Source organism: Kitasatospora sp. NPDC058162, assembly GCF_042884005.1.
Classification (GTDB): domain Bacteria; phylum Actinomycetota; class Actinomycetes; order Streptomycetales; family Streptomycetaceae; genus Kitasatospora.
In genome coordinates this window covers 27,756-49,116 of the sequence record NZ_JBHVUS010000011.1, presented here as the reverse complement: position 1 = coordinate 49,116, position 21,361 = coordinate 27,756, and the positions used below count along the sequence as shown (strand labels likewise).

2 protein-coding genes are annotated in these 21,361 nt (G+C 72.7%); both read left to right on the top strand.

Translation table 11 applies throughout. The features are described from left to right. The first annotated feature begins 27 nt into the window (after positions 1–27). Positions 28–1,137 (top strand): HAD-IIIC family phosphatase, encoded by a 1,110-nt coding sequence (locus tag ACFVXG_RS22010; protein WP_387929880.1) that lies wholly within the window; start codon positions 28–30, stop codon positions 1,135–1,137. A 2-nt stretch (positions 1,138–1,139) separates the two neighbouring features. Continuing rightward, positions 1,140–21,356, top strand: coding sequence for an SDR family NAD(P)-dependent oxidoreductase (locus ACFVXG_RS22005; protein ID WP_387929878.1), 20,217 nt, complete (start codon positions 1,140–1,142; stop codon positions 21,354–21,356). Positions 21,357–21,361 lie beyond the last annotated feature (5 nt).

The window sequence follows — 21,361 nt, the reverse complement described above, 5'->3', positions numbered from 1 at the left end:
CCGACCGAAGCTGGTAGGAGAAACCCCGTGGCTGAGAAGCCAACCCTCGTGAAGTGCCTGGTCTGGGACCTGGACAACACCGTCTGGGACGGTACCTTGCTGGAGGACTCGAACGTCGAGCTGTTCCCCGGGATCCTCGACACCATCGTCGAGCTCGATTCCAGGGGAGTCCTGCACTCGGTGTCGAGCAAGAACGACCACGACCTCGCCTGGAAGCGCCTCGAAGAGCTGGGCCTGGCCGAGTACTTCGTGCACCCGCAGATCGGGTGGGGCCGCAAGTCCGACGCGGTCAAGCTGATCGCCGAGCGGCTGAACTTCGCCGAGAAGACCATCGCGTTCATCGACGACCTGCCCACCGAGCGCGCCGAGGTGACCTTCCACGCGCCCGAGGTCCGCTGCTACCCGGCCGACCTGGCGGGCGAGCTGACCGGCCTGCCCGAGTTCAGCCCCGAGACCGTCACCGTCGACTCCCGGCGCCGCCGCGAGATGTACCAGGCGAGCTTCCGCCGGGACGCCGAGAAGGACAACTTCAACGGTCCCGACGAGGACTTCCTCCGCACCCTCGACCTCGTCATGGAGATCAAGCGGGCCGACCAGGAGGACATCTCCCGGGTCGAGGAACTGACCCTGCGCACCAGCCAGATGAACGCGACCGGCGTCCACTACTCCGACGCCGCGCTGCGCGCCCTGCTGGTCGACCAGGACCACGAGGTCCTCACCGTCAACCTCGCCGACCGGTTCGGTCCGCACGGCGCCGTGGGCGTGCTCCTGCTGGAGCGCCACGCGGAGCTGTGGCACCTGAAGCTCCTCGCGACCTCGTGCCGCGTGGTGACCTTCGGTGCCGGCGCGGTCCTCCTCAACTGGCTGATCGACCAGGCGGCCCAGGCCGGCGTGCACCTCGTCGCCGACTTCAAGCGGACCGAGCGCAACCGCATGATGGACATCGCCTACCGGTTCGCCGGCTTCGCCGACGACCCGTGCGCCTGCGTGGCCGTCCTCGGCGAGCCCGGTGCCGAGGGCGTCAACCGCCTGCACCTGGTCGCCGACCGCCGCGAGGGCCCGACCACGATGCGGCTCACCTCGCCCGACCTGACCACGCCCGACCTGACCACGGCCGGGGAGGACGCCGTCGCCTGACGGTGAGGAACGCGGGGTCCCCCCGTCGTCCGGAAAGGCGCGCCGATCAACCGGCGCGCCTTTCTCGGTTGAACACGTGGTTCTCCGGACGGGCCGACTCATATCCTGACCGCCGGGGCTCCGGCGGTCTTTTGTTCCTTTCTCCTTGTACAGCCCTTCTCTTCAGCCCTTCTCAGCCCTTCCGATCAGCCTTTTCGCATTGCTGTTCCTCCTTGGCTGAAAGACCTCCGACCAGGTATCGAACTCCCGACCTCCCGAATGCCGAGGGAATTGTGAACGAGACTGATGGGCCGGCCCTGACGGAATTCGCCGCAGCCGGTACGGAGCCGTTGGCGATCGTCGGCATGAGCTGCCGATACCCCGGCGGAGTCCGTTCGCCCGAGGACCTGTGGGAACTGCTGGCCGAGCGGCGGGACGCCCTCTCCGACTTCCCCGCGGACCGGAACTGGAACCTCGACTCCCTGTACGACGCGGACCCGGAGACCGCCGGGAAGACCTACCTCACCCGGGGCGGCTTCCTCGACGACGCGGCCGGCTTCGACGCGTCCTTCTTCGGCATCCCGCCGCGCGAGGCGCTGGCGATGGACCCGCAGCAGCGCCTGCTGCTGGAGACCTCCTGGGAGGCCCTGGAACGGGCCGGCATCACCCCGTCCGCGATCCGGGGCACCCGGACCGGCGTCTTCGTGGGCGCCGAGCCGAGGGAGTACGGCCCCCGGCTGCAGGAAGCGCCGGAAGGCGTGAAGGGGTACCTGCTCACCGGCACGACGACCAGCGTGATGTCCGGCCGGATCTCGTACCTGCTCGGACTGCACGGCCCGTCGCTCACCGTCGACACCTCCGCCTCCAGCTCCCTGGTCGCCATCCACCTCGCCGTGCAGGCGCTGCGCTCCGGCGAGTGCTCGCTGGCGCTCGCCGGCGGCGTGTCCGTGATGTCCACCCCCGGGAACTTCGTCGCCTTCAGCGGGCTCCGGGGGCTGTCCGCCGACGGCGTGTGCCGACCGTTCTCGGCCGACGCCAACGGGACCGTGTGGTCGGAGGGCGTCGGCCTGGTCGTCCTGGAGCGGCTGTCCGACGCCGTGCGCAACGGCCACACCGTCCTGGCCGTGCTGCGCGGCTCGGCGATCAACTCCGACGGCCCCAGCGACGGCCTGACCGCCCCCAACGGCCGGGCCCAGCAGGCGGTCATCCGCCGCGCGCTGGCGAACGCGAACCTCTCGGCCGCCGACGTGGACGCCGTGGAGGCCCACGGCACCGGCACCCGGCTCGGCGACCCGATCGAGGCCCAGTCGCTGCTGGCGACGTACGGCCAGGAGCGGTCGGCCGATCGGCCGCTGCTGCTGGGGTCGCTGAAGTCGAACATCGGGCACACCCAGGCGGCCGCCGGTGTGGCCGGTGTGATCAAGATGGTGCTGGCGCTGCGGCACGGTGAGCTGCCCGCGATGCTGCACGCGGACGAGCCGTCGCCGCGGGTGGACTGGGCCTCGGGCGAGGTGCGGCTGCTGGCCGAGCCGGTGCCGTGGCCGTCGGGGGAGCGTCCGCGGCGTGCGGGTGTGTCGGCGTTCGGCATCAGCGGGACCAACGTCCACGTGATCGTGGAGGAGGCGCCGGCGGTCGAGGCCGCCGAGGTCGCCGAGGTCACTGAGCCGACGGCGGCGGCGCCGGTGGTGACCGGGGCCGGTGCGTGGGTGGTCTCGGGTCGTACCGCCGAGGGGCTGACGGCCCAGGCCGGCCGGCTGGGGGAGTGGGTCGCCGCGCGGCCGGAGCTGGAACCGCGGGACGTCGCACGCTCGCTGGTCGCGACGCGTTCGGTGTTCGAGCACCGGGCCGTGGTGGTCGGCGGCGAGCGGGCCGAACTGCTGGGCGCCGTCGAGAGCCTGGCCGCCGGTGTGCCGGCGGCGTCGGTGGTCTCGGGCGTGGCGCGGGCGAATGCCCGGGTGGGTCTGATCTTTGCGGGCCAGGGGTCGCAGTGGACCGGGATGGGCCGGGGGCTGTACGAGGGCAGCCCGGCCTTCGCCGAGGTCTTCGACCGGGCGTGCGGGCTCCTCGAAGGGGAGTTGGGGATTCCCGTCCGCGACGTCGTGCTCGGCGTCGAGGGTGTGGACGCTGATCTCGCGGACCAGACGCTGTACGCGCAGACGGGTCTGTTCGCGTTCGAGGTCGGTGTGGCCGCTCTGCTCCGGGCTGCGGGTGTGGTGCCGGATGCGGTGGTGGGTCATTCGGTGGGTGAGGTCGCGGCCGCGTATGTGGCCGGGGTGCTGTCGCTGCCGGATGCGGCGCGTCTGGTGGCGGCGCGGGCCCGGTTGATGCAGGCGCTGCCGAGTGGTGGTGCGATGGCGGCGGTCAATGCGCCGGAGGCGGAGGTCGTTGCGACGCTCGCCGAGGGTGCTGTGATCGCGGCGGTCAACGGTCCGGAGTCGGTCGTGGTTTCCGGTGAGGTCGAGGCCGTGGACCGGGTGGTGGAGCTGTGGCGGGAGCGGGGTCGTCGGGTGCGGAGGCTGCGGGTCTCGCACGCGTTCCACTCGCCGGCGATGGATCCGGTGATCGGCGAACTGACCGCTGTCGCGGCTGGGTTGGAGTACGGCCGTCCGCAGGTGATGTGGGCGGGCGCGCTGACCGGTGAGCTGGTGACGGAGTGCGAGGCGGGTTACTGGCCGGCGCAGACGCGTCAGGCCGTGCGCTTCGCCGATGCCGTCGCCGCGCTCGCCAAGCAGGGCGTCACGGTGTTCATCGAGGTCGGCCCCGACGGCTCCCTGTCGTCCCTGGGCTCGGACATCGTCGCGGGCACCGGGAACGAGGATGCCGTCTTCGTCCCGCTCCAGCGGCGCGACGAGCAGGGCGTCACCGGTCTGGTGACCGGCCTGGCCCGCGCGTACGTCAACGGCGTGCAGGTGAACTGGGGTTCGCTGCTGCCCTCCGGCAGGACGGTGGATCTTCCCACCTACGCCTTCCGGCACAAGCGCTTCTGGCTCGACAGCGGAACGTCCTCCCAGGTGACGGAACTGCCGCAGTCCATCGACGACCCGGCCGAGGCACCCCCGCTGGCCTCCGCCACCGGGCTGCTGGGGCAGCTCCTGGGCCGACCGGAGTTCGAACAGGAGCAGCTGCTCCTCGACCTGGTCAGGGCGCACGCCGCCGCCGTCCTCGGGCACGACTCCCCGCAGGCGCTCGACCTCGCGCACACCTTCAAGGAACTCGGCTTCGACTCGGTGACCGGCGTCGAGCTGCGCAACCGGCTGAGCGCCGAGGCGGCCACCCGGCTGCCCACCACCCTGATCTTCGACTACCCGACCCCCCTGGCCCTGTCCCAGTTCCTCCGGGCGGAGGCACTGGGACACGCGGACGAGCACACCGGACCGGGACGCTCGGCGGCCGGCGCCGACGAGCCGATCGCGATCGTGGCGATGAGCTGCCGCCTCCCCGGCGACGTCAGCGCCCCCGAGCAGCTGTGGGACCTGCTGGCCGCCGGCGGCGACGCCGTCGGCGACCTTCCCACCGACCGGGGCTGGGACCTGTCCCAGCTCTTCGACCCGGCCGCGGACCGGGCCGGCACCTTCTACACGCGCGGCGGCGGATTCATCACGGGAGCAGCCGAGTTCGACGCCGGCTTCTTCGGCATCAGCCCGCGTGAGGCGCTGGCGATGGACCCGCAGCAGCGGCTGCTCCTCGAACTCTCCTGGGAGGCCTTCGAACGGGCCGGCATCGACCCGCAGCACCTGCGCGGATCGGCGACCGGCGTCTTCGTGGGCGCGTCCTCGTCCGGATACGGCGCCAACGCGCCCGAGGAACTCGAAGGCCACCTGCAGTCCGGCATCGCCCCGAGCGTGATCTCGGGCCGGGTGTCCTACACGCTCGGGCTCGAAGGACCGGCCCTGACGGTCGACACCGCGTGCTCGTCCTCGCTGGTCGCCCTGCACCTCGCCGGTCAGGCCCTGCGGTCGGGCGAGTGCTCACTGGCGTTGGCGGGCGGTGTCACCGTGCACGCCACCACGTCCTGGCTCGCCTGGTTCAGCCGCCAGCAGGGCCTCGCGGCGGACGGCCGCTGCAAGGCGTACTCGGAGCAGGCCGACGGCATGGGCATGGCCGAAGGCGCCGGCATCGTCGTGCTGGAGCGGCTCTCGGACGCCCGGCGCAACGGGCACCAGGTGCTCGCCGTGCTGCGCGGCTCGGCGATCAACCAGGACGGTGCGTCCAACGGTCTGACCGCGCCCAACGGCCCCTCGCAGCAGCGGGTGATCCGTGCCGCCCTGGCCAACTCGGGCCTGTCCGCGGGTGATGTGGACGTGGTCGAGGGCCACGGGACGGGCACCCCGCTGGGCGACCCGATCGAGGCGCAGGCGCTGCTGGCGACCTACGGCCAGGGGCGGTCGGCCGACCGGCCGCTGCTGCTGGGGTCGCTGAAGTCGAACATCGGACACACCCAGTGGTCCTCGGGCGTCGCGGGCGTCATCAAGATGGTGCTGGCACTCCAGCACGGGCAGCTGCCGAGGACGCTGCACGCCGAGGAGCCGTCCTCGCACGTGGACTGGGACGCCGGCGCGGTGCGGCTGGCCACGTCGGCCGTGCCCTGGCCGCACTCGGAGGAGCGTCCGCGGCGTGCGGGTGTGTCCTCGTTCGGCATCAGCGGCACGAATGCGCATGTGATCATCGAGCAGGCTCCCGCAGAGGAGGCTGTCGAGCCTGGTGGTGCTGGCGTGGTCCTGCCGGTGGTGCCGTGGGTGGTCTCCGGGCGTTCGGTGGCTGGCCTTGCGGGGCAGGCCGAGCGGTTGGCGGAGGCTGTCCGGGAGGGTGCTGACGCTGTCGATGTGGGCTTGTCGTTGGCGGTGTCGCGTGCGGCGTTGGAACAGCGCGCGGTGGTGCTCGGATCCGACACTGACGAACTGGCTTCTGCCCTGGGGGCGTTGGCCGAGGGCCGCGAGGTTCCGGGTGTGGTGTCCGGTGCTGTGGGCGCTGTGGGCCGGGTCGGCTTCGTGTTCACGGGCCAGGGTGCGCAGCGCCTGGGGATGGGGCAGGGCCTGTATGGGGCGTTCCCGGTGTTCGCGGAGGCCTTCGACGAGGTGTGTGCGGGGTTTGCCGGGCATGTGGAGGGTTCGCTCGCTGCGGTGATTCGCGGCGAGGAGAACGCGGGCCGGATTGATGAGACGGGCTGGGCGCAGCCCGCGTTGTTCGCGGTCGAGGTGGCGTTGTTCCGGCTGCTGGAGTCGTGGGGTGTGCGGCCGCAGGTGGTGGCCGGGCATTCGATCGGTGAGCTGGCGGCCGCGCATGTCGCCGGTGTGTGGTCGTTGGCGGACGCGTGTGCGGTGGTGGCCGCACGTGGCCGTCTGATGCAGGCGCTGCCGACGGGCGGTGCGATGGTGGCGGTCGAGGCGGGCGAGGAGCAGGTTCTCGCGGTGATCGCCGGCCGTGACGGTGTCGGTGTCGCGGCGGTCAACGGCCCGCGTGCCGTGGTGATCTCCGGCATCGAGGACGAAGTCCTCGCGGCTGCCGATGAGTTGGCGAAGGGCGGGGCGCGGACCAGGCGTCTTCAGGTCTCGCACGCGTTCCATTCGCCGTTGATGGAGCCGATGCTGGAGGACTTCGCCCGCGTCGTCGGCGCCGTCTCGTACGGGACGCCGAAGCTGGCCATGGTCTCCGCCCTCACCGGGCAGCCGGTCACCGACGCGGTCACCGACCCCGCCTACTGGGTGAAGCACGTCCGCGAGGCCGTCCGCTTCTGCGACGCGGCGAACGCCCTGCGCGCGGCCGGCGTGCGGACGTTCATCGAGATCGGCCCCGACGGCGTCCTCGCCGGTATGGGCCCGCAGACCCGCACCGACACCGAGGAAGCCGACGAGCTCTGGCTGCCGCTGCTGCGGCGGGGCCGGGACGAGCCCCGCGCCCTGCTGACCGCACTCGCCAAGGCCTACGTCCGTGGCCTGCCCGTCGACTGGGCAGCCCTCTTCACGGACACCGGCGCCCAGCAGGTCGATCTCCCGACGTATGCCTTCCAGAGGCAGCGCTACTGGCTGACCCCGGCTCTGGGCAGCCGTGCCGAGGACCTCGGCCTGGAGACCCCGGGGCACCCGCTGCTGGGTGCGGCCGTCGAGCTGCCGGCCACCGGTGGTGTCGTCCTGACCGGTCGGTTGTCGCTGTCCGCACAGCCGTGGCTTGCGGATCATGTGGTCGCCGGGCAGGTGGTGGTTCCGGGTGCCGCGCTCGTCGAGATGGCGGTGCGAGCCGGTGACGAGGCCGGTTGCGGCCGGGTCGAGGAACTGGTCATCGAGTCGCCGCTGGTGCTCCCGGCCCAGGGTGGCGTGCGGGTGCAGGTGACGGTGGACGAGGCCGACGGGGCCGGACGTCGCGTGGTGGCCGTCTACGGGCAGGCCGAGGCGGCAGCGTCCGAGGGCGAGTGGACCCGGCATGCGAGCGGTTCGCTGACCGCGTCCGATGCCACTCCCGACGCCGTTCTGACCGAGTGGCCCCCGGCCGGCGCGACCGCCGTCGATCTGGACGGGTTCTACCCGGCACTGGCGGCCAGCGGCCTGGCTTACGGCCCCGCGTTCCAGGGGATCCGTGCGGCCTGGCGGCGCGGCGAGGAGCTGTTCGCCGAGGTTGCACTGCCGGAGGGTGTGAGCGCGGCCGGGTTCGGCCTGCACCCGGCCCTGCTGGACGCGGCCCTGCACGTGATCGTGGGCACGGGCGAACGGCGCGACCGGCTTGAGGTCCCGTTCTCCTGGGAGAGCGTGGACCTGCACGCCACGGGTGCCACCGAAGCCCGGGTCCGGGTCACTCCGGAGCTGACGGGCGACGGCGTGGGGCTGGTCCTGGCCGATGCCGAGGGCGGGCTGATCGCTTCCGTCGGCTCGCTCGTGCTGCGGCCGTTCGAGGCCGCCGCGGCGTCGGCTCGGGACGGCCTGTTCGGGGTGGAGTGGGTTCCGGCTCAGGCAGTGAACTCCGGTGGTTCGGCCGACCGTTGGGCCGTGCTCGGGGAGCAGCTGCCGGGCTTCGAGGCGCACGCCGACCTGGCGGCGCTGTCGGCGGCCGTCGAGGAGGGGGCGGCTGCTCCCGAGGTCGTGGTGGTGCGGGTCGTGCCCGAGTCGGGCGCCGAGGATGTCCCGGGCGTGGCACGTGCTGTCGCGGTCGGTGCGCTGGGGTTGGTGCAGGAGTTCTTGGCCGCGGACGCGTTGTCCGGGTCGCGGCTGGTGCTGGTGACCGAGCGGGCGGTGGACGCCGGGTCCGAGACGGCGACCGAGGTCGAGGCCTCGGCGGTGTGGGGCCTGGTCCGGGTGGCGCAGGCCGAGAACCCTGGCCGGCTGGTGCTGGCCGATGTCGATGACCTCGCGGCCGTCGAGGTCGTGGAGTGGTTGCGGGCGGGTGTCGGCTCCGGTGAGTCGCAGTTCGCGGTGCGAGCCGGTCTCGTACGGGTGCCGCGCCTGGCACGCGTCGCGAACGGCCTGCCCGTTCCGGCGGAGCGGGTGTGGAGCCTGGACTTCCGGGAGCGCGGCACGCTGGAGAACCTCGCCCTGTCGGGTGCCGACGAGGCGGGACCGCTGGGTGCCGGCCAGGTGCGGGTCTCGCTGCGCGCGGCGGGCGTGAACTTCCGTGACGTGCTGAACGTGCTCGGCATGTACCCGGGCGACGCGGGCCGGCTGGGCCTGGAGGGCGCCGGTGTCGTGCTGGAGGTCGGTCCGGGTGTGACCGGGTTCCGGCCGGGCGACGAGGTGATGGGCCTGTTCACGGGCGCGTTCACCACGGAGGCCGTGGCGGACCAGCGGCTGCTGGCCCCGGTGCCGTCCGGGTGGACGATGGCGGAGGCGGCCGGTGCACCGCTGGTGTTCCTGACCGCGTGGTACGCGCTGGTCGAGCTGGCCGGGCTGCGGCGGGACGAGCGGGTGCTGATCCACGCCGCCGCCGGCGGCGTGGGCATCGCCGCGGTGCAACTGGCCCGGCACCTGGGCGCCGAGGTGTTCGCGACCGCCTCGCCGGCCAAGTGGGCGGCGGTGCGCGGACTCGGTGTCGAGGCGTCGCACCTCTCCTCCTCCCGCACCACGGACTTCGAAGCGGCCTTCCGTGCCGAGTCCGGTGGCCGCGGAGTGGACGTGGTGCTGGACTCCCTGGCCGGGGAGTTCGTGGACGCCTCGCTGCGGCTGACCGCCGCCGGCGGCCGGTTCGTCGAGATGGGCAAGACCGATGTCCGCGACCCGGAGCAGGTGCGGCACGACCACGGGATCACCTACCGGGCGTTCGACCTGCTGGAACTGGACCCGGACCTGCTCGGCCGGATGCTGCGCGAGCTGACCGGCCTGTTCGCGGCCGGTGCGCTGCGCCCGCTGCCGGTGGCGTGCTGGGACGTCCGCCGTGCGGTGGACGCGTTCCGGTTCCTGAGCCAGGCACGCCACATCGGCAAGGTCGTCCTGACCCTGCCCGCAGCTGCCGACCGCGCGGGCACCGTGCTGCTGACGGGCGCCTCGGGTGCGCTGGGCAGCCTGGTGGCCCGGCACTTGGCGGCGACCGGGCGGGCGGAGCGGCTGCTGCTGGTCTCGCGTCGTGGCATCGACGCCGCCGGGATGCCGGAGCTGGTGGCCGAGCTGGAGGGCCTGGGCGTTGAGGTCACGGTGGCGGCGTGCGATGTCGCCGACCGTGCGGAGCTGGCCGGCGTGCTGGAGGGCGTGCCGCTCACCGGGGTCGTCCACGCGGCCGGGATCGTGGACGACGGGCTGGTCACGGCACTCTCGCCGGAGCGGCTGGAAACCGTGATGCGGCCGAAGGCCGACGCCGCGTGGAACCTGCATGAGCTGACCCGGGACCTGGACCTGGACACCTTCGTCCTGTTCTCCTCGATCGCGGGCGTCTGGGGCAACCCGGGCCAGGCCAACTACGCGGCGGGCAACACCTTCCTGGACGCCCTGGCCGCGCACCGTCGCCACCTCGGCCTGCCCGCGACCTCCCTGGTGTGGGGGCCGTGGGAGCACGGCATGACCGCGAAGCTGGACCGGGCCGACTGGCAGCGCATGTCCCGCCAGGGCCTGCGTCCGCTGCCCGGACCCGACGGCCTCGCCATGCTGGACACCGCTGGCCGGGCGCCCGCCCCCCTGGTGGTGACCGCCAAGCTGGACCTCGCCGCCCTGCGACGCACCGGAGAGGTCCTGCCACTGCTGTCCGGCCTGGTCCGCGCCGGGCAGTCGGGCGCGCCCACCCGGCGCACGGCAGGCGCTCCGGCGGCCGAGGGCCGCAACGCGCTGGGCACCCGACTGCTGGGGCTCGGCCCCGCCGAGCGAACAGAGACCGTCCTCGACCTGGTCGCGGCCCAAGCCGCCCTGGTGCTCGGCATGAACGGACCCGAGGGCATCGAGGCCGCCCGGGCGTTCCGCGACACCGGCTTCGACTCGCTCACCTCCGTCGAACTGCGCAACCGGCTGAACGCGGCGACCGGCCTCCGGCTCCCCGCCACCGCCGTCTTCGACTACCCGACGCCGGCCGCCCTGGCCGGATTCGTCCTCGGCGAGCTGATCGGCGGGCTGACCGGCGAGGCCGGGGCCGCAGCGGCGCAGACCGCGCTCCCGCTGACGGCGGGTGGCCCCGCCGCCGACGAGGACCGCGTGGTCATCGTCGGCATGGGGTGCCGCTTCCCGGGCGGGGTGTCCTCGCCGGAGGACTTCTGGGAGCTGGTCGCGGCCCGCAGGGACGCGGTCGGCCCCTTCCCGACGGACCGGGGCTGGTCGGAGGATGTCCACGACCCGGACCCGGAGGCAGTCGGCAAGAGCCTGTCCGACAAGGGTGGATTCCTGTACGACGCGGGGGAGTTCGACGCGGGCTTCTTCGGGATCAGTCCGCGTGAGGCCGTGGCGATGGACCCGCAGCAGCGGCTGCTGCTCGAGACCTCGTGGGAGGCGCTGGAGGATGCGGGGATCGATCCGACGGGGCTGCGGGGCAGCGCGACCGGCGTGTTCTCGGGGCTGATCTACCACGACTACCTGCCGTTCGGCGCGGTGTCCGAGCACGTCGAGGGCTACGTCGGCACCGGCGGATCGGGCGGTGTGGCCTCGGGCCGGGTGGCGTACGCGCTGGGGCTGGAGGGGCCGGCGGTGACGGTGGACACGGCGTGCTCGTCGTCGCTGGTGGCGCTGCACCTGGCGTGCCAGTCGCTGCGCTCGGGCGAGAGCTCGCTGGCGCTGGCGGGTGGCGTGAACGTGATGGCGACGCCGGGGACGTTCATCGACTTCACCAAGCAGGGCGGGCTGGCGGCGGACGGCCGCTGCAAGGCGTACGCGGAGTCCGCGGACGGGACGGGCTGGGGCGAGGGCGTCGGCGTCCTGGTCCTGGAGCGGCTCTCGGACGCGCGGCGGCTCGGGCACCAGGTGCTCGCGGTGGTCGCGGGGACCGCGGTCAACCAGGACGGTGCGTCGAATGGTCTGACGGCGCCGAACGGTCCGTCGCAGCAGCGGGTGATCCGGTCGGCTCTGGCCAGTGCCGGGGTGGGTGCGGACGGCGTCGACGTGGTCGAGGGCCATGGCACGGGCACCCGGCTGGGTGACCCGATCGAGGCGCAGGCGCTGTTGGCGACGTACGGCCAGGGGCGGTCGGCTGATCGGCCGCTGCTGCTGGGGTCGGTGAAGTCGAACATCGGGCATGCGCAGGCTGCTGCGGGTGTCGCGGGTGTCATCAAGATGGTGACGGCGATGCAGCGCGGTGTCGTTCCGGCGACGCTGCATGTGGATGCGCCGTCCTCGCATGTGGATTGGGAGGCCGGGTCTGTTCGGCTGGTGACGGAGGCGCAGCCGTGGCCGGATGCCGGGCATCCGCGTCGTGCGGGTGTGTCGTCGTTCGGGTTCTCCGGCACCAACGCGCACGTGATCATCGAGCAGGCTCCGGCCGAGGAGGCTGCCGAGCCGGCTGCGGACGGCGGTCGGGCGCTGCCGGTGGTGCCGTGGGTGCTCTCCGGGCGTTCGGTGGCTGGTCTTGCGGGGCAGGCGGAGCGGCTGGCGGAGGCTGTCCGGGAGGGTGCCGATGCCGTCGATGTGGGCTTGTCGTTGGCGGTGTCGCGTGCGGCGTTGGAGCAGCGCGCGGTGGTGCTCGGATCCGACACTGACGAACTGGCCTCTGCGCTGGGGGCGTTGGCTGCGGGTGTTGAGGTTCCGGGTGTGGTGTCCGGTGCTGTGGGCGGTGTGGGCCGGGTCGGGTTCGTGTTCACGGGCCAGGGCGCGCAGCGCCTCGGGATGGGCCAGGGCCTTTATGCGGCGTTCCCGGTGTTCGCCGAGGCCTTCGACGAGGTGTGTGCCGGGTTTGCCGGGCAGGTGGAGGGTTCGCTCGCTGCGGTGATCCGCGGCGAGGAGCGCGCGGGCCGGATCGATGAGACCGGCTGGGCGCAGCCCGCGTTGTTCGCGGTCGAGGTGGCGTTGTTCCGGCTGCTGGAGTCGTGGGGTGTGAGGCCGCAGGTGGTGGCCGGTCATTCGATCGGTGAGCTGGCGGCGGCGCATGTGGCGGGTGTGTGGTCGTTGGCGGATGCGTGTGCGGTGGTGGCCGCGCGCGGTCGTCTGATGCAGGCACTGCCGAGCGGTGGGGCGATGGTGGCGGTCGAGGCTGGCGAGGAGCAGGTCCTCGCGGTGATCGCCGGCCGTGCGGGCGTCGGTGTCGCGGCAGTGAACGGTCCGCGTGCTGTGGTGATCTCCGGTGTCGAGGGTGAAGTCCTGGCGGCGGCTGAGGAGTTGGCGCAGGGCGGGGCGCGGACCAGGCGTCTCCAGGTCTCGCACGCGTTCCACTCGCCGTTGATGGAGCCGATGCTGGAGGACTTCGCCCGCGTCGTCGGCGCCGTCGAGTACGCGACGCCGAAGCTGGCGATGGTCTCCGCCCTCACCGGGCAGCCGGTCACGGACGAGGTCACCGACCCGGCGTACTGGGTGAAGCACGTCCGCGAGGCCGTCCGCTTCGGTGACGCGGCGAACGCCCTGCGCGCGGCCGGTGTGCGGACGTTCATCGAGATCGGCCCTGACGGCGTCCTCGCCGGTATGGGCCCGCAGACCCGCACCGGCACCGACGCCGACGGCGAGTCGGCCGACGAGCTGTGGCTGCCGCTGCTGCGGCGGGGCCGGGACGAGCCCCGCGCCGTGCTGACCGCGCTCGCCAAGGCGTACGTCCGTGGCCTGCCGGTCGACTGGGCCGCGCTCTACACGGACACCGGCGCCCAGCGGATCGACCTCCCGACCTATGCCTTCCAACGGCAGCGCTACTGGCTGCCGGCCGGATCCCTCGGAGTGAACGCGGCCGGGTTGGGTCAGTCCTCGGCACGTCACCCGCTGCTGGGTGCGGCCGTCGAGCTGCCGGCCACCGGTGGTGTCGTCCTGACCGGTCGGTTGTCGCTGTCCGCACAGCCGTGGCTTGCGGATCACGTGGTCGCCGGGCAGGTGGTGGTTCCGGGTGCCGCGCTCGTCGAGATGGCGGTGCGGGCCGGTGACGAGGCCGGTTGCGGCCGGGTCGAGGAACTGGTCATCGAGTCGCCGCTGGTGCTCCCGGCCCGGGGCGGCGTGCGGGTGCAGGTGACGGTGGACGAGGCGGACGAGTCCGGCCGCCGCGCGGTGGCCGTCTACGCCCAGGCGGAGGACGCCGCGTCCGAGGGGGAGTGGACCCGGCACGCGACGGGTGTTCTGGCTTCTGCCGACGCCGACGGAACCGTCCAGGACGGTTGGGGGCAGTGGCCCCCGGCCGACGCGACCGCCGTCGATCTGGACGGGTTCTACCCGGCACTGGCGGCTAGCGGCCTGGCCTACGGCCCCGCGTTCCGGGGGGTCCGTGCGGCCTGGCGGCGTGGTGAGGAGCTGTTCGCCGAGGTCGCGCTGCCGGAGGGTGTGAGTGCGGCCGGGTTCGGTCTGCACCCGGCCCTGCTGGACGCGGCCCTGCACGTGATCGTGGGCGCGGACGGGCGTCAGGAGACCCCTGAAATCCCGTTCGCCTGGGGCGATGTGGTCGTCCATGCGGCGGATGCGGTGGTCGCACGGGTGGCGGTGACGCCGCTGGCCTCGGGTGAGGGCGTCTCGGTGACCTTGGCCGATGTCACCGGTGGGCTGATCGCTTCCGTCGGCTCGCTCGTCCTGCGACCGTTCAAGGCCGCCGAGGCGTCGGCTCGTGACGGCCTGTTCGGGGTGGAGTGGGTTCCGGCCCCTGTAGTGAACTCCGGTGAGGCGGACGGCCGTTGGGTCGCGCTCGGGGAGCAGCTGCCGGGCGTCGAGGCGCACGCCGACCTGGCGGCGCTGTCGGCGGCCGTCGAGGAGGATGCGGCTGCTCCCGAGGCCGTGGTGGTGCGGGTCGCGGCTGAATCAGGCGCCGATGTCCCGGGCGTGGCACGTGCTGTCGCGGTCGGAGCGCTGGAGCTGGTGCAGGAGTTCTTGGCCGCGGATGCATTGTCGGCGTCGCGGCTGGTGGTGGTGACGGAGCGGGCGGTGGACGCCGGGTCCGAGACGGCGACCGAGGTCGAGGCTTCGGCGGTGTGGGGCCTGGTCCGGGTGGCGCAGGCGGAGAACCCTGGCCGGCTGGTGCTGGCCGACGTGGATGACTTCGCGGCCGTCGAGGTCGTGGAGTGGTTGCGGGCGGGTGTCGGCTCCGGTGAGTCGCAGTTCGCGGTGCGGGCCGGTCTGGTGCGGGTGCCGCGCCTGGCGCGCGTCGCGGACGGCCTGCCGGTCCCGGCGGGTGCCGGGGAGCGTACGGGCACTGTGCTGCTGACGGGCGCCTCGGGTGCGCTGGGCGGCCTGGTCGCCCGGCACTTGGCGGCGACGGGGCGGGCGGAGCGTCTGCTGCTGGTCTCGCGTCGCGGCATCGATGCTGCGGGGATGCCGGAGCTGGTGGCCGAGCTGAAGGGCTTGGGCGTTGAGGTCACGGTGGCGGCGTGCGATGTCGCCGACCGTGCGGAGCTGGCCGGCGTGCTGGAGGGCGTGCCGTTGACCGGTGTCGTCCACGCGGCCGGGATCGTGGACGACGGGCTGGTCACGGCGCTCTCGCCGGAGCGGCTGGAAGCCGTGATGCGGCCGAAGGCCGAAGCGGCGTGGAACCTGCACGAGCTCACCCGGGACCTGGACCTGGACACCTTCGTCCTGTTCTCCTCGATCGCGGGTGTGATCGGCAATGCCGGTCAGGCCAACTACGCGGCGGGCAATGCCTTCCTGGACGCCCTGGCCGCTCACCGTCGTCATCTCGGCCTGCCCGCAGTGTCGTTGGCGTGGGGTCCGTGGGAGCACGGCATGGCCGACGGCCTCGGCGATGCCGACTGGCGGCGGCTGTCCCGGCTGGGTCTGAAGCCGGTGGCCACGTCGGACGGGCTCGCGATGCTGGACGCCGCCGTCCACGCTGCCGCCCCCCTGGTGGTGACGGCCACGTTGGACCTTGCCGCCCTGCAACGTTCCGGTGAGGTCCCGCCGTTGCTGTCCGGCCTGGTCCGTGCGACGCGGGCGGGCTCGCGCGCCCGCCGGACGGCGGGTCGGCCCGCCACCGACGGCCAGAATGCGCTGGCCGCACGGCTGGCGGCGCTGGGCGCTGCGGAACGAATGGACTCTGTACGGGAGTTGGTCCTGTCGCAGGCCGCCCTGGTGCTGGGCATGACCGGCCCCGAGGCCGTCGACCCCGGTCGCTCCTTCCGTGACGTCGGTTTCGACTCGCTCACCGCCGTCGAACTGCGGAGCCGACTGACCAACGTCACCGGTCTGCGCCTGCCGGCGACGGTGGTGTTCGACTACCCGACGCCGGCCGCCCTGGCCGACTTCGTGCTGGCCGAGCTGGTCGGTGAGGAGCCTGCCGTATCGGCCGAGCCCGTGGTCCGGACCGTTCCGGCCGATGAGGACCGCCTGGTGATCGTCGGGATGGCGTGCCGGTTCCCGGGCGGAGTGTCCTCGCCGGAGGAGCTCTGGGAGCTGGTCGCGGAGGGCAGGGATGCGATCGGCGTCTTCCCGACGGACCGGGGCTGGCCGGAGGATGTGGTGGATCCGGATCCGGAGGCGGTCGGCAAGAGCGTCTCGGGTGAGGGTGGATTCCTGTACGACGCGGGGGAGTTCGACGCGGAGTTCTTTGGGATCAGTCCGCGTGAGGCGGTGGCGATGGATCCGCAGCAGCGGTTGCTGTTGGAGACGTCGTGGGAGGCGTTGGAGGGTGCGGGGATCGATCCGACGGGGCTGCGGGGCAGTGCGACGGGTGTGTTCTCGGGGCTCTTCTACCACGATTACCTGCCCTCGCATTTCGTGCCGGAGGAGGTCGAGGGCTACCTCGGTACCGGTGGCACGGGGTCGGTGGCGTCGGGTCGGGTGGCGTACGCGCTGGGGTTGGAGGGTCCGGCGGTGACGGTGGACACGGCGTGTTCGTCGTCGCTGGTGGCGTTGCACTTGGCGTGCCAGTCGCTGCGTTCGGGTGAGAGCTCGTTGGCGTTGGCGGGTGGTGTGACGGTGATGTCGACGCCGGGGACGTTCATCGACTTCACGAAGCAGGGCGGGCTGGCGGCGGACGGTCGTTGCAAGGCTTATGGGGAGTCCGCGGACGGGACGGGCTGGGGCGAGGGTGTCGGCGTCCTGGTCCTGGAGCGCATGTCCGACGCCCTGCGCAATGGGCACAAGGTGCTTGCGGTGGTGACCGGTTCGGCGGTCAACCAGGACGGTGCGTCGAACGGTCTGACGGCGCCGAACGGTCCGTCGCAGCAGCGGGTGATCCGTGCTGCGCTGGCGAACTCGGGCCTGTCCGCGGGTGATGTGGACGTGGTCGAGGGCCACGGCACGGGGACCCGGCTGGGTGACCCGATCGAGGCGCAGGCGCTGCTGGCGACCTACGGCCAGGACCGCCCGGCCGATCGTCCGCTGCTGCTGGGTTCGCTGAAGTCGAACATCGGACATGCGCAGGCCGCTGCCGGTGTCGGCGGTGTCATCAAGATGGTGACCGCGATGCAGCACGGCACTGTGCCGGCGACGCTGCACGCGGACGAACCCTCGTCGCGCATCGACTGGGAATCGGGCTCGGTGCGCCTGGTGACCGAGGCGCAGCCCTGGCCGGAGACGGGTGATCGTCCCCGTCGTGCGGGGGTGTCGTCGTTCGGGTTCTCCGGCACCAATGCGCACGTGATCATCGAGCAGGCTCCGGAAGAGGATGTTCCTGCTTCCGGTGGTGCCGGCGTGGTTCTGCCGGTGGTGCCGTGGGTGGTCTCCGGGCGTTCGGTGGCTGGTCTTGTGGGGCAGGCGGAGCGGTTGGCGGAGGTGGTCCGGGAGGGTGCTGACGCCGTCGATGTGGGCTTGTCGTTGGCGGTGTCGCGTGCGGCGTTGGAGCAGCGCGCGGTGGTGCTCGGTTCCGACACTGACGAACTGGCTTCTGCGCTGGGGGCGTTGGCCGAGGGTCGTGAGGTTCCGGGTGTGGTGTCCGGTGCTGTGGGTGGCGTGGGCCGGGTCGGCTTCGTGTTCACGGGCCAGGGCGCGCAGCGCCTGGGGATGGGGCAGGGCCTTTATGCGGCGTTCCCGGTGTTCGCCGAGGCCTTCGACGAGGTGTGTGCCGGGTTCGCTGGCCATGTGGAGGGTTCGCTCGCGGCGGTGATCCGTGGCGAGGAGAACGCGGGCCGGATTGATGAGACCGGTTGGGCGCAGCCCGCGTTGTTCGCGGTCGAGGTGGCGTTGTTCCGGCTGCTGGAGTCGTGGGGTGTGCGGCCGCAGGTGGTGGCCGGGCATTCGATCGGTGAGCTGGCGGCGGCGCATGTGGCGGGTGTGTGGTCGTTGGCGGATGCGTGTGCGGTGGTGGCCGCGCGCGGTCGGTTGATGCAGGCGCTGCCGGCGGGTGGTGCGATGGTGGCGGTCGAGGCGGGCGAGGAGCAGGTTCTCGCGGTGATCGCCGGCCGTGCGGGTGTCGGTGTCGCGGCGGTCAATGGCCCGCGTGCCGTGGTGATCTCCGGTGTCGAGGGTGAAGTCCTCGCGGCTGCCGATGAGTTGGCGAAGGGCGGTGCGCGGACCAGGCGTCTCCAGGTCTCGCACGCGTTCCACTCGCCGTTGATGGAGCCGATGCTGGAGGAGTTCGCCCGCGTCGTCGGTGCGGTGGACTACCGGCAGCCCCGGATCACTGTCGTGTCGGCGTTGACCGGCGGCGTGGTGACAGACGAGGTCACCGACCCCGCCTACTGGGTGAAGCATGTCCGCGAGGCCGTCCGTTTCTGCGACGCGGCGAACGCCCTGCGCGCGGCCGGTGTGCGGACCTTCATCGAGATCGGCCCCGACGGCGTCCTCGCCGGGATGGGCCCCCAGACCCGCACCGACACCGACACCGAGTCGGCCGACGAGCTCTGGCTCCCCCTGCTGCGGCGGGGCCGTGACGAGCCCCGCGCCCTGCTGACCGCACTCGCCAAGGCGTACGTCCGCGGTGTGCCGGTCGACTGGGCAGCGCTCTACACGGACACCGGCGCCCAGCGGATCGACCTCCCGACCTATGCCTTCCAACGGCAGCGCTACTGGCTGAGCGTCACCGCCGGCAGCCGTGCCGAGGACCTCGGCCTGGGGACCCCGGGGCACCCGTTGCTGGGCGCGGCGGTGGCCTTGCCGGCCACCGGCGGTGTCGTCCTGACCGGGCGGTTGTCGCTGTCCGCACAGCCGTGGCTGACCGATCACGCGGTGGACGGCCAGGCGGTCGTACCGGGCGCCGTGTTGGTCGAGATGGCCGTGCGGGCCGGTGACGAGGCGGGCTGTGGCCGGGTCGAGGAACTGCTGATCGAGTCGCCGCTGGTGCTCCCGGCCCAGGGTGCCGTGCGGGTGCAGGTGACGGTGGACGGGCCGGATGAGTCCGGGCGTCGGGCGGTGGCCGTCTACGGCCAGGCCGAGGGCGCGCTGCCGGACGAGGAGTGGACCCGGCACGCCGCCGGTGTCCTCTCTCCGGCCGATGTCTCCGTCGACGGTGCAGCCGACCTCGCGCAGTGGCCTCCGGCCGACGCGACCGCCGTGGACCTGGACGGGTTCTACGCGGGGCTGGCCGAGAGCGGCCTGGCCTACGGCCCGGTGTTCCAGGGGACGCAGGCGGTGTGGCGGCGTGGTCAGGAGCTGTTCGCCGAGGTCGCACTGCCGGAGGGTGTGAGTGCGGCCGGGTTCGGTCTGCATCCCGCCCTGCTGGACGCCTCCCTGCACGTGATCGTGGGTGCGGGCGAACAGCGCGACCGGGCCGAAGTTCCGTTCGCCTGGGGCGATGTGGTCGTCCATGCGGCCGATGCGGTGGTCGCACGGGTGGCGGTGACGCCGCTGGCCTCGGGTGAGGGCGTCTCGGTGACCTTGGCCGATGTCGCCGGTGGGCTGATCGCGTCGGTGGGCTCGCTCGTGCTGCGGCCGTTCGAGGCCGCCGCGGTGCCGGCTCGTGACGACCTGTTCGGGGTGGAGTGGGTTCCGGCTCCGACGGTGAACTCCGTTGGCTCGGCCGACCGTTGGGCCGTGCTCGGGGAGGAACTGCCGGGCGTCGAGGCGCACGCCGACCTGGCGCAGCTGCTGGCGGTCGTGGCCGCCGGTGGGGCTGCTCCTGAGGTCGTAGTGGCGCGGGTCGCGGCTGAACCAGGCGCCGATGTCCCGGCCGTGGCGCGTGCTGTCGCGGTCGGTGCGCTGGGGCTGGTGCAGGAGTTCTTGGCCGCGGACGCGTTGTCCGGGTCGCGGCTGATGGTGGTGACGGAGCGGGCGGTGGACGCCGGGTCCGAGACGGCGACCGAGGTCGAGGCCTCGGCGGTGTGGGGTCTGGTTCGGGTGGCGCAGGCGGAGAACCCCGGGCGGGTCCTGCTGGCCGACGTGGACGATCTCGCGGCCCCCGGAGTCGTGGAGTGGCTGTGGGCGGGTGTCGGCTCCGGTGAGTCGCAGTTCGCGGTGCGGGCCGGTCTGGTGCGGGTGCCGCGCCTGGTGCGGGTGCCGTCCGCGCCCGAGGTCCCGGTGGGTACCGGGGACCACGCGGGCACTGTGCTGCTGACGGGCGCCTCGGGGGCGCTGGGCGGCCTGGTGGCCCGGCACCTGGCGGGGACCGGGCAGGCGGAGCGTCTGCTGCTGGTCTCGCGTCGTGGCATCGACGCGGCCGGGATGCCTGAACTGGTGGCCGAGTTGAAGGGCTTGGGCGTTGAGGTCACGGTGGCGGCGTGCGATGTCGCCGACCGTGCCGAGCTGGCCGGCGTGCTGGAGGGTGTGCCGCTCACCGGGGTTGTCCATGTGGCGGGTGTCCTCGATGACGGGGTCCTCGCTTCGATGACGGCCGAGCGGCTGGAAGCGGTGATGCGGCCGAAGGCCGACGCCGCGTGGAACCTGCACGAGCTCACCCAGGGCATGGAGCTGGACACCTTCGTCCTGTTCTCCTCGATCGCGGGTGTGATCGGCAATGCCGGTCAGGCCAACTACGCGGCGGGCAATGCCTTCCTGGACGCCCTGGCCGCTCACCGTCGTCATCTCGGCCTGCCCGGGGTGTCGTTGGCGTGGGGTCCGTGGGAGAGCGGGATGGCGGGTGGTCTGTCGGAGGCGGACCGTCGCCGGATGGCCCGGCAGGGTCTGCGTCCGCTGTCCGACGCGCGGGGCCTGGCGGTGCTGGACGGGGCGGTCGGCCGGTCCGAAGTGCTGCTCGTGGCAGCGGAGTTGGACCTGCCCGCCCTGCGGCGCTCCGGTGAGGTCCCGGCGCTCCTGTCCGGCCTGGTCCGCGGTTCGCGTGCCGGCGGGTTCGCGCGCCGATCGGTCGCGGAGCGCGGCGTCGACGGCCGGAACGCGCTGGCCGCGCGGCTGGCGGCGCTGAGTGTGGAGGAACGACTCGACGTCGTACGGGAGTTGGTCCTGTCACAGGCCGCCTTGGTGCTGGGCATGGCCGGGCCGGGCAGCCTGGATGCGGAGCGGTCCTTCCGTGACGTCGGCTTCGAGTCCCTGACGGCCGTCGAACTGCGCAACCGGCTGAACGAGGCCACGGGCCTGCGCCTGCCCGCCACCGCCGTCTTCGACTACCCGAGCCCGACCGCGCTGGCCGACTTCGTGGTCAAGGAGATGTCCGGATCGGTCGTCGAGGAGTCGGCCACGCTCTCGGCCTACTCCGGACTCGACCGGCTCGAAGCGTCGCTCACCGAGCTCCTGGGGGACGAGGCGGCCAGGCTGCGGGTCACGGCCCGGCTCAAGGACATCCTCTCCGTGCTGAGCGACACCGCCGGATCCGCCGAGGGCGAGGACGACGGCGAGTCGGTCGCCGACCGGATCCAGTCGGCCAGCGACGACGACATGTTCGACTTCATCGACAACCAGCTCGGGCTCTGAGTACG